This is a genomic window from Pseudomonas mandelii (assembly GCF_900106065.1).
In the GTDB taxonomy this organism is placed as follows: Bacteria; Pseudomonadota; Gammaproteobacteria; order Pseudomonadales; family Pseudomonadaceae; genus Aquipseudomonas; species Aquipseudomonas mandelii.
The window spans coordinates 4966592-4980820 of the sequence record NZ_LT629796.1; the positions used below are offsets into that span (position 1 = coordinate 4966592).

At 60.5% G+C, this 14229-nt stretch carries 12 protein-coding genes; 6 read left to right on the plus strand and 6 right to left on the minus strand.

All coding sequences use genetic code 11. The annotated features are described in order from the left end of the window. Positions 1-18: 18 nt before the first annotated feature. From BLU63_RS23120 to BLU63_RS23140, 5 genes are all read left to right on the plus strand, one after another. Positions 19-1377 (plus strand): DUF1329 domain-containing protein, encoded by a 1359-nt coding sequence (locus BLU63_RS23120; protein ID WP_010455826.1) that lies wholly within the window; start codon positions 19-21, stop codon positions 1375-1377. A gap of 149 nt (positions 1378-1526) precedes the next feature. Further along, the gene (locus BLU63_RS23125) at positions 1527-2600 is read left to right on the plus strand and encodes a WD40/YVTN/BNR-like repeat-containing protein (protein WP_083376324.1); all 1074 of its coding nucleotides are present in this window, start codon (positions 1527-1529) and stop codon (positions 2598-2600) included. Between the two features lie 31 nt (positions 2601-2631). Beyond that, positions 2632-5151: an efflux RND transporter permease subunit gene (locus tag BLU63_RS23130; protein ID WP_083376325.1), complete on the plus strand. Its 2520-nt coding sequence runs from the start codon at positions 2632-2634 to the stop codon at positions 5149-5151. Between the two features lie 7 nt (positions 5152-5158). After that, the gene (locus BLU63_RS23135) at positions 5159-6937 is read left to right on the plus strand and encodes an acyl-CoA dehydrogenase C-terminal domain-containing protein (protein WP_083376326.1); all 1779 of its coding nucleotides are present in this window, start codon (positions 5159-5161) and stop codon (positions 6935-6937) included. Positions 6938-6968: 31 nt separating this feature from the next. Then, a complete protein-coding gene (locus BLU63_RS23140) occupies positions 6969-8612 on the plus strand; it encodes a fatty acid--CoA ligase (protein ID WP_083376327.1) in 1644 nt (547 codons plus the stop codon). A 276-nt stretch (positions 8613-8888) separates the two neighbouring features. Here BLU63_RS23140 and BLU63_RS23145 read toward each other — a convergent pair whose 3' ends face one another. The 3 genes from BLU63_RS23145 to BLU63_RS23155 all read right to left on the minus strand — a co-directional run bounded on the left by BLU63_RS23145 (position 8889) and on the right by BLU63_RS23155 (position 10303). Continuing rightward, positions 8889-9164, minus strand: coding sequence for a hypothetical protein (locus BLU63_RS23145; RefSeq protein WP_010455793.1), 276 nt, complete (start codon positions 9162-9164; stop codon positions 8889-8891). Positions 9165-9252: 88 nt separating this feature from the next. Next, a complete protein-coding gene (locus tag BLU63_RS23150) occupies positions 9253-9960 on the minus strand; it encodes a metallophosphoesterase (protein ID WP_083376328.1) in 708 nt (235 codons plus the stop codon). A gap of 142 nt (positions 9961-10102) precedes the next feature. Next, a complete protein-coding gene (locus BLU63_RS23155) occupies positions 10103-10303 on the minus strand; it encodes a hypothetical protein (RefSeq protein WP_077748130.1) in 201 nt (66 codons plus the stop codon). A gap of 598 nt (positions 10304-10901) precedes the next feature. Here BLU63_RS23155 and BLU63_RS23160 point away from each other — a divergent pair. Next, positions 10902-12128: an RtcB family protein gene (locus BLU63_RS23160; protein ID WP_083377293.1), complete on the plus strand. Its 1227-nt coding sequence runs from the start codon at positions 10902-10904 to the stop codon at positions 12126-12128. Positions 12129-12184: 56 nt separating this feature from the next. Here the strand turns inward: BLU63_RS23160 and BLU63_RS23165 are convergent, their stop codons facing one another. The 3 genes from BLU63_RS23165 to BLU63_RS23175 all read right to left on the minus strand — a co-directional run bounded on the left by BLU63_RS23165 (position 12185) and on the right by BLU63_RS23175 (position 14185). Then, a complete protein-coding gene (locus BLU63_RS23165; RefSeq protein WP_010455786.1) occupies positions 12185-12598 on the minus strand; it encodes a VOC family protein in 414 nt (137 codons plus the stop codon). Positions 12599-12741: 143 nt separating this feature from the next. After that, a complete protein-coding gene (locus BLU63_RS23170; RefSeq protein WP_083376329.1) occupies positions 12742-13347 on the minus strand; it encodes a TetR/AcrR family transcriptional regulator in 606 nt (201 codons plus the stop codon). Beyond that, entirely contained in the window at positions 13334-14185 is an 852-nt protein-coding gene (locus BLU63_RS23175) for a 3-hydroxybutyryl-CoA dehydrogenase (RefSeq protein ID WP_010455783.1), read from the minus strand. Before BLU63_RS23175 ends, BLU63_RS23170 begins: the two co-directional genes overlap by 14 nt. Positions 14186-14229 lie beyond the last annotated feature (44 nt).

Sequence of the window (14229 nt, forward strand, 5' to 3'; positions counted from 1 at the left end):
AAGCAGGAGAATAACAAGATGACATTCGCAAAAACCGTGTTGGCCGCTTCGCTGGCCATGGTCCTTGCCGCCCAGGCACAGGCCGCTGTTTCAACTCAGGACGCTGCCCGGTTGGGCACCAGCCTGACCCTGGTGGGCGCTGAAAAAGCCGGGAACGCTGATGGTTCCATCCCCGCCTACAACGGTGGCCTGACCACGCCGCCGGCCAGTTTCAAATCCGGTGACAGCATGCGTCCGGATCCGTTTGCCAGTGAAAAACCGTTGCTGCAGATCGACGGCAAAAACGTCGAGCAGTACAAGGGCATGCTCAGCGCTACCACCGTTGAACTGGCCAAGCGTTTCCCGACTTTCCGTGTTGATGTGTTCCCGACCCACCGCACCGTTTCGCTGCCCCAGGCCATTCTGGATAACGGCGTGAAAAACGCCAGCGGCGCCAAATCCCTCGAAAACGGGCTGGCCATCGACAACGTACTGCCGGGCGTGCCGTTCCCGATCCCGCAGTCGGGCAACGAAGCGATGTGGAACTTCCTGCTGCGATATCAGGGCGTGAGCATCAGCTCCAAGTACGACTCCTGGAACGTCGATTCCGCTGGCGTGCCAAGCCTGGCGACCACTGGGCAGGCGTTCATTTCCTACCCGATCTACGAAAACCTCGCGCAGCCGATCAGCAGCGCCGACGTGTATTACCAGATGAAGCTGTCCTACACCGGCCCTGCGCGCCGGGCCGGCGAAGCGGTGATGCTCAAGGACGCCGCCAACCCGTTGCAACAACCGCGCCGTGCCTGGCAGTACCTGCCGGGCCAGCGTCGGGTCAAGCTGGCACCGAACCTGGCCTACGACACGCCTAACCCTGGCACCGCTGGCGCGGGCACTTACGACGATGTCTTCGTGTTCAACGGTGCGCTGGATCGCTACGACTGGAAGCTGGTGGGCAAGCAGGAAATGATCGTGCCCTACAACACTTACAAGCTGACCTACGCCCAGGATCCCAAATCGCTGACCACGGCCAATCACCTGGCACCCGACTACGTGCGTTGGGAAAAACACCGCGTCTGGGTGGTGGAAGGCAACCTCAAGTCCGGCGCCCGACACATCTATCAGAAGCGCCGCTTCTACCTCGATGAAGACAGCTGGACCGCGCTGGCCTCTGATCAATACGACGCACGTGGTCAGTTGTACCGTGGCTCCTTCGCGTTCCTCAGCCAGAGCTACGACAAGCAGATCCCGGATTCCACGCCCTTCATGATCTACGACCTGGTGGGTGGTTCCTACAACATCAACGGCGTGGTCGGGCCTTATGGCGGCATCAAGTACACCGATCCGCTTTCCAAGGCGCAATGGTCGTCGGAGTCTCTGGCAGGTAGCGGGATTCGTTAAGCAAACCGTGACAAGCGTCCATTCGGTCCGCTGCCTGCAAGGCAGGGGATCGCGCGACGGTCGGCGCATACCGACCGTTTCGGACGCCAGGTTGGAACGTCAGGCACACGGACGTGTGTCCCGGCGCAGTTTTCCGAAGAGGACGCGGTATGTGTTCGTACAAAAGTTACCTGCGGCTGGCGCTCGGCGCTCTGCTTGCAGTGTTGCAGGGCCTGAGCCAGGCGTCCGCTTATGTCGACGTGCTGGATCTGCCGGCCAGGGTCAGCGCCTTGGCCGTCAACAGCCCGTTATCCGACATGGCCCGCGCCGGCGACCGCTTGGTCGCCGTCGGGCAGCGTGGCCACATTCTGTATTCCGATGATGCCGGCCAGCACTGGCAGCAGGCCGCTGTGCCAGTCAGTGCCGACCTCAATGCCGTGAGTTTTCCTTCCGCCACTCAGGGCTGGGCGGTGGGCGGCGACGGCGTGGTGTTGCACAGCAATGACGCGGGTGCAACCTGGAGCAAGCAACTCGACGGCCGCGAGATCGGTGCCTTGCTGGTCAAGCATTACCAGGCGTTGGCCCGTGCCGAACCTGGCAATGAACAATGGCCGCTGCGGGTCGCCGAAGGTCAGCGGCTGGAGGCGCAGGGTGCCGACAAACCCTTGCTTGATGTCTGGTTCGCCAACGACCGCCTCGGCTATGTGGTCGGGGTGTTCAACCTGATCCTGCGCACCGAGGATGGCGGCCAGAGCTGGACGCCGTTCCAGGATCGCACCGACAACCCGCAGGGCTTTCACCTCAACGCCATCGCCGCCACCGGCGATGCGCTTTACATCGTCGGCGAGCAGGGCCTGTTGCTGAAGTGGGATGACGCCCAGCAGCGATTCGCCGCCCTGCAAACACCTTATCAGGGCAGCTTTTTCGGCGTCGTCGGCAAATTTGGCGAAGTGCTCGTCTACGGCTTGCGCGGCAATGTGCTGCGCAGCACCGATGCAGGCCTCAGTTGGACCTCGCTGGACACTGGCCTGCACGTCAGCATCACCGCCGGCCTCGTCGATGCCCATGGTGATTACCGCTTGTTTACCCAGGGCGGGCAGATGCTGGCGAGCCAGGGCACCGGTGCGCAACAGCGTTGGGTGCAGCAAGCCCAGCCGGTGCCTGTGACGGGCGTCACGCGCGCCGTTAACGATGCGCTGGTGGTGGTCGGCAGCCGTGGTGCGCGGACGCTGTCCGTTGAATAAGTCCTCGAACCCTTAAAGCGAGAACCCAGACATGGGCAATATCAAACAAGACGCCATGCCGGTGATCCGCGATCTGCATGATTTCGACCGCGATTCCGGCAATCGGCTGGAGCGGCTGGTGTTCAACTACCGTCCGCTGTTCATGCTGTTGATGGCGCTGGCCACTCTGGTCTTCGGTTACATGGCCGCGACTCGGCTGGAGCTGCGTCCAAGTTTCGAGAAAATGATTCCGCAGAGCCAGCCCTACATCCAGAACTTCCTGGAAAACCGTCAGTCACTGCGAGGCTTGGGCAACTCGGTGCGGGTGGTCGTGGAGACCACTCAGGGCGATGTCTTCGACCCTGCTTACCTGGACGTGCTCAAACAGGTCAACGATCAATTGTTTCTCACCGAAGGCGTCGACCGCGCCTGGATGAAGTCGTTGTGGAGCCCGGCGGTGCGCTGGACCGAAGTGACGGAGGAAGGTTTCCAGGGTGGTCCGGTGATGCCCGATACCTACCAGGGCAAGCCTGAAGAAATAGAACAACTGCGCCAGAACATTTCCCGCGCCGGTATCGTCGGCAGTCTGGTGGCCAGCGACTACAAGTCGAGCATGCTGATCGTGCCGCTGCTGGACAAGGCCACGGCCAGCGGTCAGCGCATCGACTACCACGCCTTTTCGCAGATGCTTGAGGAGCAGTTGCGCGACAAGATCGAGTTTGCCGGCGACAGCGCTGCACGCAAGGCCGGGGAGGAGGGCAAGGGCCCGTACAAAGTCCGGGTGATCGGTTTCGCCAAACTGATGGGCGACCTGATCGACGGACTGATTCAAGTGATGATGTTCTTCGGCCTGGCCGTGGTCACTTCGCTGGTCATCATTTACGCCTATACACGATGCGTGCGCAGCACCTTGCTGGTGGTCGGCTGCTCGTTGATCGCTGTGGTCTGGCAACTCGGCATCGTCGCCTGGCTCGGCTATGCCATCGACCCGTATTCGGTGCTGGTGCCTTTTCTGATCTTCGCCATCGGTGTGTCCCATGCGGCGCAGAAGATGAACGGGATCATGCAAGACATCGCCCGTGGCACCCACAAACTGATCGCCGCACGCTACACCTTCCGCCGTCTGTTTATTGCCGGCGTCACGGCGCTGCTGGCCGACGCCGTCGGATTCGCGGTGCTGATGCTGATCGATATTCCGGTGATCCGCGACCTGGCGATCACCGCCAGTATCGGTGTGGCGGTGCTGATTTTCACCTCGCTATTGTTGATGCCGGTGGCGCTGTCTTATGTCGGCGTCGGCGCCAAGGCGGCCGAGCGTGCACTGAACATCGACACGCGCGCAGAAGGGCACAAAGGCTTCGGCAAACTGTGGGACGTGCTCGACCGTTTCACCACGCGCAAATGGGCCACGGGGGCGGTATTGGTCGCGGTGCTGATGGGCATCGGCGGCTTCATGGTCAGCCTGCAACTGAAAATCGGCGATCTGCAAAGTGGCGCACCGGAGTTGCGTGCCGACTCGCGCTACAACCGTGACAACGCCTACATCACCCGCCACTACGCGCTGTCCAGCGACCTGTTCGCAGTGATGATCAAGACCGCACCGGAAGGCTGTCTGAACTACAAGACGTTGATTCTCGCTGACCGACTGGCCTGGGAGCTGCAGCAGTATCCGGGCGTGCAGGCGACGGCTTCGCTGGTGAACGCGGTGCGCCAAATCACCGCTGGCACCTATGAAGGCAACCCCAAGCTCAACAGCATCCAGCGCAATCAGGACGTGCTCAATTACGCTGCGCAGCAAGCCTCGGTCAACTCGCCGGAGTTGTTCAACACCGATTGTTCGCTGATGCCGGTGATCACCTTCCTCAAGGACCACAAGGCCGAGACGCTGGATGCCGTGGTCGGCATCGCGGAAAAATTCGCCCGGGAGAACAACAGCGAAGATCGACAGTTCCTGTTGGCGGCCGGGTCGGCCGGGATTGAGGCGGCCACCAACATTGTGGTGCGTGAGGCCAATCGCACCATGCTGTTGTACGTCTATGCGGCGGTGACGCTGTTCTGTCTGATCACCTTCCGCAGTTGGCGCGCGACCCTGGTTGCCCTGTTGCCACTGGTGCTGACGTCGATCCTCTGCGAGGCGTTGATGGTGGCCATGGGCATTGGCGTGAAGGTCGCGACCCTGCCGGTGATCGCATTGGGCGTGGGAATCGGCGTGGACTACGCGTTGTATCTGCTCAGCGTGCAACTGCATTACCAGCGCCAGGGCCTGCCGCTGTCTCAGGCTTACCGCAACGCCGTGTCGTTTACCGGACGGGTCGTGGGCCTGGTGGGCATCACCCTGGCGGCTGGCGTGGTGTGCTGGGTCTGGTCGCCGATCAAGTTCCAGGCTGACATGGGCATCCTGCTGACCTTCATGTTCCTGTGGAACATGCTGGGCGCGTTGGTGCTGATTCCTGCCCTGTCTTATTTCCTCCTTCGCGAACGAGCGCTGGAACCCGGGCCTGTTACGCAGGCCGACAACACCCCGATCTCTCAACGTCCCGGCATGCCACATGCCCTGACCACTTCCGAGTAAGCCAACGATGTCTGATTACAAAGCTCCTTTGCGCGACATGCGCTTCGTACTCAACGAGGTCTTCCAGGTGTCCCGGTTGTGGGCCAAATTGCCTGGCCTTGGCGAGGTGATCGATGAAGAAACGGCCGCTGCGATCCTTGAAGAGGCTGGCAAAATCAGTGGTGAGGTTATCGCACCGCTGAACCGCAGCAGCGACGAGCAGGGCTGCACCTGGAGCAACGGCACGGTCACGGCGCCGGACGGTTTTGTCGCGGCGTACCAGGCATTCGCCGACGGCGGTTGGGTGGGTGTTGGTGGTGATCCGCAGTTCGGTGGCATGGGCATGCCCAAGGCCATTTCGGCTCAGGTCGAGGAGATGGTCAACTCGGCCAGTCTGTCGTTCGGCCTGTACCCGATGCTGACCGCCGGTGCGTGCCTGTCGATCAATGCCCACGCCAGTCGGGAGCTCAAGGAACGCTATCTGCCGAACATGTACGCCGGCACCTGGACCGGTTCCATGTGCCTGACCGAGGCGCATGCCGGTACGGACCTGGGCCTGATTCGCACCCGTGCCGAACCTCAGGCCGACGGCAGTTTCAAGATCAGCGGCAGCAAGATCTTCATCACCGGCGGCGAGCACGACCTGACCGAAAACATCATTCATCTGGTACTGGCCCGGTTACCGGATGCACCGGCCGGTCCCAAGGGGATTTCGCTGTTTCTGGTGCCCAAGGTGCTGGTCAATACCGATGGCTCGCTGGGCGAACGCAACGCGCTGTCCTGCGGTTCCATCGAGCACAAGATGGGCATCAAGGCCTCGGCCACGTGCGTGATGAACTTTGACGGGGCGACCGGCTGGATCATCGATGCGCCAAACAAGGGCCTGGCGGCAATGTTCACCATGATGAATTACGAGCGTCTGGGCGTGGGTATCCAGGGGCTGGCGTTGGGTGAGCGTTCGTACCAGAACGCCGTCGAATACGCCCGTGACCGTCTGCAAAGCCGTTCGCCGACGGGCGCGCAGAACAAGGACAAAGCGGCCGATCCGATCATCGTTCACCCGGATGTACGCCGCATGCTGTTGACCATGAAGGCCTTGAACGAAGGCGGGCGGGCGTTCTCCAGCTACGTGGCGCTGCAACTCGATATCGCCAAGTACAGTGATGACGCAGCGATCCGCAGTCGCGCCCAGGAACGGGTGTCGCTGCTGACCCCGGTGGCCAAGGCATTCCTCACCGACATGGGCCTGGAAACCACCCTCCACGGTCAGCAGATCCTCGGCGGCCACGGCTATATTCGCGAGTGGGGCCAGGAGCAATTGGTGCGCGATGTGCGCATCACCCAGATCTACGAAGGCACCAACGGTATCCAGTCCCTGGACCTGGTCGGGCGCAAAATCGTCGGCAGCGACGGGGCGCTCTACCGGCTGTTCGCTTCGGAAATCCGCAACTTTACCGCCAACGCCTGCGCTGACCTCGCCGAGTTCACCCAACCGTTGAACGCCGCCCTCGACACCCTCGACGAACTGACCGCATGGCTGTTGGACCGAGCCCAGAGCAACCCGAATGAAATCGGTGCGGCGTCGGTCGAGTACCTGCATGTATTCGGCTACACCGCGTACGCCTACATGTGGGCGCGAATGGCCAAGGCTGCCATGAGCACGCATTCCAAAGACGATTTCTACGCCAGCAAACTGGCCACCGCACGCTTCTACTTCGCCCGCCTGCTGCCACGTATCCACTCGTTGAGCGCGTCGGCCAAGGCTGGCAGCGAATGCCTCTATCAATTGGATGCAGAGCAGTTCTGAGCCCACGTAAAAAGGACCGGGAACCACAACCATGATGGCGACAAAAATAATTCCGCCCGCCGACGGCGCCTATGCCTACCCCTTGCTGATCAAGCAATTGTTGCTGTCCGGCGTGCGCTACGAGCCGGGCCGGGAAATCGTGTATGCCGACAAACTGCGCTACAGCTACAAGACCCTCAACCAGCGGATCCGCCGACTGGCCAACGCCTTGACCGCTGCCGGCGTCAAGGCCGGGGATACGGTGGCCCTGCTCGACTGGGACAGCCATCGCTACCTGGAGTGCTTCTTTGCCATACCGATGATCGGCGCTGTGCTGCACACCGTGAACATCCGTCTTTCGCCGGATCAGGTGCTCTTCACCATGAACCATGCCGAGGATGACCTGGTGCTGGTGCATGATGATTTCCTACCGCTGGTTGAACAGATTCACGGGCGGCTTGAAACCGTCAAAGGTTACCTGCAGCTCACGGACGACACAGCAACCGACACGTCGCTACCGGTGCTGGGGGAATATGAAAACCTGTTGTCCGGGGCCGCAGACCAATACGACTTTCCCGATTTCGATGAACACTCGGTGGCGACCCTTTTCTACACCACGGGCACCACTGGCGACCCTAAAGGCGTGTATTTCACCCATCGCCAACTGGTCCTGCATACCTTGAATGCCGTGGGCACTTTGGGCGTCTATCAGGGGTTGCCGCTGCTGCGCTCGGATGATGTCTACATGCCGATCACGCCGATGTTTCACGTGCATGCCTGGGGCGTGCCCTATGTTGCCACCCTGATGGGAATCAAGCAGGTGTACCCCGGTCGCTACGAACCCAACAGCCTGGTCAGGCTGTATCGGGAGGAGAAAGTCACGTTCTCTCACTGTGTGCCGACCCTTCTGCAAATGATCCTGGGCTGTGAGGAAGCGGCACACACCCGTTTTGATGGCTGGAAAATGCTCCTGGGCGGCAGCGCGCTGACCTTGGGCATAGCCAGCGAAGCGAACGCCAAAGGTATGCAGGTGCACAGCGGTTACGGCATGTCGGAAACCTGTCCATTGCTGTGCCTGACGTACCTGCGTGACGAAGACCTCGAACAATCCCCGCTAGCCCAACTGACTGCTCGTATCAAGACGGGCACGCCGGTGCCGATGGTCGACCTGAAAATCATCGATGCCAGTGGCAATGACGTTGCCCATGACGGCGAGTCGCTGGGAGAGATCGTGGTGCGCGCACCGTGGCTGACCCAGGGCTATTTGAAGGAACCGGAAAAGGGTGCAGAACTTTGGCGCGATGGCTGGCTGCACACCGGCGACATGGCTTCCATCGACGGGTTGGGCGGTGTGGAAATCAAGGATCGAATCAAGGACGTGATCAAGACAGGCGGGGAGTGGATCAGCTCCCTGGAACTGGAGAGCCTGATCAGCGAGCACGCCGCCGTGATGTCGGTCGCGGTCGTGGGCATCGCCGATGAGCAATGGGGCGAACGGCCCATGGCGCTGGTGGTGTGCGAACCGGGGCAGTACCTCGACCGCAAGATCCTGGAGACGCACCTTCAAGGGTTTGTCGAGCGCGGCCGCATCAACAAATGGGCGATCCCCAAGCAGTTCAAGTTCGTCGCCGAAATCCCCAAAACCAGCGTCGGGAAGATTGACAAGAAACTCATCCGGAAAAGCGTATCGAGTTGAAAGGCGTGGCGGGTGCAACAGGTCAGCGCCTTGATTTCAGGGTTATTCGTCCTGTCACCAGGCCTGTGTTTTTGGGAAATAAGCTCCCTGACCAGGCGGCCCGCGCCTTGCCTGGAACTGGAGGCTGACTAACGTCGATCCGACGCGCCGTACGCAAAAAAGCCCGCCACAAAAAGTGACGGGTTTTCGGCCAATCACCGTCAGTGCCGGGATGAGTTCGCGCTGTGGGGGGTGCCCTTTATCGTATTCACGCCCGTGCACCACTCGCCTGCAGGCTTACTGTTGCGGCTTCGACTTGGCTCCTTCATTCCCTGAACCACTCGAACCAGCGGCGTCTTTTTCTATCTCATGCGATTCCGCGCCGGAATTGGAACCCGATGCTTCCTCGCCCTTTTTGTCAGCCTTTTCTGCATTCGACTCGCCTTGGTTGAGCCCGGGAAGTGCGCTGGGTGGGAGGGTGGCGTCTTCCGTGGTTTTCTCGGTTGCGAGCGAGTAGAGCGGGCAGATCGAGACAAGTCCGGCGAGCATGAGAGGGGCAATTTTGCTGTTCATCGTTTGCACCTGCTGTGCGAGTGGATGTACCCATTGGAAAAGCATGGAAGGTGAACGTGCCGAGGTCAGGACGAGCGGTACAGGATGCTCAAGGCGCCGGCTCAAGCGTTTCGAGATTCAGCAGGGTGAAATAGCCCTCAGCCGGCCTCCATCCCGCCGTGTCGATATGAATCACATTGCCAAGCCTGACGGGCACGGGAATGGGACTATGCCCGACCACCAGCGCACGCAGGCCCGCAACGCCCTGTGTTTCCCGCTGTTCGAGGCGGCTGCGGGACCATAGGCAGCGGTTTTGGACTTGCATCAGGCGCTGGCTGCTCTTGGGCGATTGCAGTTCGTTTCGCAGTTGAGCCCATGATGGAAACGGACAATCGGCGTGCACGATGCCGATCAGGCCCTGGGCGGTTTCGACTTCGATTGCGATTGGCAACTCGGCGAACGTCGCGGCGAATGTTTTCTGTTCGGGCAGCGACAGGTGCGTGAACCATAAGCCGCCGTTGAAGATCCAGCTATCGACGGCACAGGTATCGAAGTGAACCACGTAGTCATCATGGTTGCCGCACACGGCGTGGAACCACGGCTTGTCCAGCCAATCGAGCGCGGCGCGGCATTCGGGCCCGCGGTCAATCAGATCGCCAACACTGAACAGGCGATCGACCGAAGGGGTGAACCTGGCGGCATCCAGCGCAGCTTGCAGGCGAGTGAAGTGGCCATGGATGTCGCCAACCGCGAAATCCCGGCCGGCCGTGTTTGCGGCGAAGTGCTTCACCCGCGCCACCGCTGAGATTTCAAACATGACAGTGCCTCATCCTCCAATCGCAGGGCGAGTTCGTTGTCAGTTGAGTTTAGGCGCGTCGGCGCCAATCGTGGGCAAGGGCTTGGGTTGATTAACAGAAAAACCCGGCCATTGCGCCGGGTTCTTTCGTCAGGGGACGGCGTTAGTAGCCAGCCGCCTGGGCGAGGTGGTTTTCCGGCGTCACGGTGATGAAGTGCAGTGGAACGTGCGGTTGTTCATCGCTGGTGCGGATTTCGACGCTGCCGACGATTTGAAGATGTCGCTCACTCAGTCCGGTCGACTCTTGCGCCTTTGCCATAGCCATTCTCGCGTGGTTCGCTGCGATTTCATTGAGAGTTGACACGTTACATCTCCGGGGGGACTGACCAAGCATTGATTAGAGGGCCGCCGCGTCAGAATTACGTCGTTCCGGGGCTGCCAAGACCGGCTTGTGCAATCCCTAAGCCAGAGAGGGCCGCCTGTTGTGCGCCAGGTTTTCATAGGCGACGAATGGTTGTCGTGCTGCTGGGTTGTCGGCTTCAGCGCGACGGTTTAAATGCGTGGGCAGCGAGGTGATTGCCTTCGTCAAATCCACCGAGGTCTCCATCGCCAAGCTCTGAAGAGCGCGTTCGACATTCAATATCTGCGGCCTCGGCGGATGCCGTTAAGTCCACAAGCGACGAAAATCCAGTGGGAGCGAGGCTTGCCCGCGAAGCACGCACTGCGGTTTTTCAGGTATTGCGTGTCATCGTTCTTCGCGGGCAAGCCACGCTCCCACTGGTTCTGTGATCACGTTGAGGTTTCAGGGGAATATTCGGGCGTAAGATAGAGGCGCTTCTTTCATCAGACGGTGCCCACGCACAACCTGTCGATCAAGCGGGTCAAAGCGCTCGCTGACAAGATCCTGGAAACCAGGAATAACCAAGGAACTCAAGGGGCCGAGGCGCCACTTGTTCGAAAACATGCAAGCACCTAACTACCAACTGCTGGAAGTCGCCAACGGTAAACCGATCAAACTCTGGACCGAAGGCGTCCCGGTCGAAAACGAAGCCAGGCAACAACTGATCAACACCGCAAAGATGCCGTTTATCTTCAAACACCTGGCGGTGATGCCTGACGTGCACCTGGGCAAAGGCTCGACCATTGGCAGTGTGATTCCGACGGTGGGTGCGATCATTCCCGCCGCTGTCGGCGTGGACATTGGCTGCGGCATGATCGCCGCGCGCACATCGCTGACCGCCGCTGACTTGCCGGATAACCTGCATGGATTGCGCTGCGCAATCGAAAAAGCCGTGCCCCATGGCCGCACAGTCGGGCGTGGCGTGCGGGACAAAGGGGCTTGGGATAGCGTTCCGAAACAGGCCGATCAGGCTTGGGCCGCACTGAACCCGCGGTTCAAGGCGATCACCGACAAATACCCGAAACTCGCCAACACCAACAATCGCGGGCATCTGGGCACGCTGGGCAGCGGTAACCACTTCATTGAGGTGTGCCTGGATGAAACCGACCGCGTCTGGTTCATGCTGCACAGCGGTTCACGCGGGGTTGGCAACGCCATCGGCAACCTGTTCATTCAACTGGCTCAGGCCGACATGCGCCAGCACCTCGCCAACCTGCCGGACCGTGATCTGGCCTATTTCGAAGAAGGCAGCCGGCATTTTGATGATTACGTCGAAGCCGTCGGTTGGGCCCAGGATTTCGCCAGACAGAACCGGGCCTTGATGATGCACGCGGTGATTCAGGCCACACGTAAAGTGATCAGCAAGCCGTTCGAAGTCGCTCTGGAAGCGGTCAACTGCCACCACAACTATGTGCAGAAAGAACGGCACTTTGGCCAGGATATTCTGGTCACCCGCAAGGGCGCGGTGTCGGCGCAGAAGGGCGAGTTGGGGATCATCCCAGGCTCGATGGGCGCGAAAAGTTTCATCGTTCGCGGGCTCGGCAACGAGCAATCGTTCTGTTCCTGCAGCCACGGCGCCGGCCGCGTCATGAGCCGCACCAAAGCGAAAAGCCTGTTCACCGTCGAAGATCAGGTCCGCGCCACCGCCCACGTCGAGTGCCGCAAAGATGCATCGGTGATCGATGAAATCCCCATGGCCTACAAAAACATCGACCACGTCATGCACGCCCAGCGCGAACTGGTGGAAGTGCTGCACACCTTGCGGCAGGTGGTGTGCGTGAAGGGGTAGGCGCTACTGCGCCAGCCCAACCTTTCCTGATCGGGCTGTTGGATGTCTGGAACTCGTCACTGATCCTTTTCGCAATTCACCATCCACGACACACCGAACCGGTCCACCAGCATCCCGAAGCGTGCCGCCCAGAAAGTCTCTTCCAGTGGCATTTGCACCTTGCCGTCTTCTGATAACGCGTCGAACACACGTTGCGCTTCGGCAATGCTGTCGACGTTCAGCGAGACCGAGCAACCGCTCATGTCATCCGTGGGGCGATCCGGTGTGGTGTCCGAACCCATGATCGCCTGATCACCCACGGCCAGACGGGTATGAATGATCAGGTTGTGCAAGTCGGCGGGGAAGTGTTCGCGCGCCGGGCTTTCGCCGAAGGTCATCATCATTTCGATCTGGCCTGGCAGGGCTTGCTCATAGAAGGTGAAGGCAGCTTTGCAGTCGCCGTTGAAGATGAGGTAGGGATTGATTTTCATGTTTTGCTCCCGGTAACCGTGGGTCTGGAGACCCACATTGGCCTTTGAATGGACTCCAAGTAGCAAAGCGTTAGACGTGGAATCGTGCCGGGTTTGTTTAGACGTTTTTTCTATGGAAGAAGCGAGGCTTATTGCTTGAACACTCAGGCCGCCGCACGCGTGGCGGGCGATGGGCGCAGCAGACGCTCGACAGCGCCGATCACCAGGCTTTCCAGCAACTCATCGCGCTGCGCTTCCTCCAGCGGGTGATTTGCCAGCCAGCCGGGGGCGCTGTTGAGCAAGTTGGCGATGGCGTGTCCGGCGGCGATCAAACCCTGTTCGCCGAGGCGGGACGGGGCGCCGAGCATCTTCAATAGCGTGCGCTCGTATTGCTCGCGCAACTGTCGAACACGCGCTTGTTGCTCGGCGTTCAGGCAGCCGCTGTCGCGCTCCGCCAGGCGAAAATGCCACGGCATTTCCCGGTGCAGATTCAAATGCGCGCGGATCAGGTTGGGCAGTTTGTCGCGTTTCGCCGAGCCTTTTTGGTCGATGCGCCCCAGGGTCGACAGCAGTTCTTCGTAGAACTCCTCGATCAGGTCGAGCAGCAAGTGCTGCTTGCTCGGGTAATGGTGATACAACGAGCCCGGGGACAGCCCCAGGCACGTTGCCAGCTCACGCATGCCGACCTGCCCGAACCCCTTGCTGGCGAACAACTCCAGCACGATGTCCCGGTACTCGGCGAAGCGCGAGCAACGCTCAGGCATAGGCATGGAAGCCACGTCCTGTCTTGCGTCCCAGGTAGCCGGCGGCGACCATTTCCTTGAGCAGCGGAGCGGGGCGGTATTTGCTGTCGTTGAAACCGTCGTAGAACGCTTCGAGAATCGCCAGCACGGTGTCCAGACCGATCAGATCAGCCAACGCCAGCGGACCGATCGGCTGGTTGCAGCCCAGGCGCATGCCGGCGTCGATGTCGTCGGCGCTGGCCAGGCCTTCCTGGAACACCAGAATCGCTTCGTTGATCATCGGCACCAGAATCCGGTTGACCACGAACCCCGGACGGTTGCCGGCGGTGATCGCGGTTTTGCCGAGGGTGGTGGCCATGTCCAACGCCAGGGCGTGGGTCGCGTCGCTGGTTTGCAGGCCGCGAATCACTTCGATCAGGCCCATCACCGGCACCGGGTTGAAGAAGTGCAGGCCGATGAAACGCTCAGGCTGGCTGACGCTGGCGGCCAGTTGAGTAATCGACAGCGACGAGGTGTTGGAGGCAATCACGCACTCGGCGCTGACCTGCGCGGCGATCTGTTGCAGCACGCGCAGTTTCAGGTCGAGGTTTTCGGTGGCGGCTTCGATCACCAGCTGCACGTTGTGCAGGCTGCTGTAATCGGTGCTGGTGCGGATCCTGGCGAGGGCGTCGAGCTTTTGCGCTTCGGTCAGGGTTTCCTTGGCAATCTGCCGGTCGAGGTTTTTGCCAACGGTGGCCAGGGCTTTTTGCAGCGCGCTCTCGGAGATGTCGATCAAGGTCACGTTGAAGCCGGCCACTGCGCAGACTTGCGCAATGCCGTTGCCCATGGTGCCCGCGCCGATCACGCCGATGTTTTGCAGATTCATGTTCCGTCCTTCCGATCAAACCCTGCGATACCTTGGCCGACGTA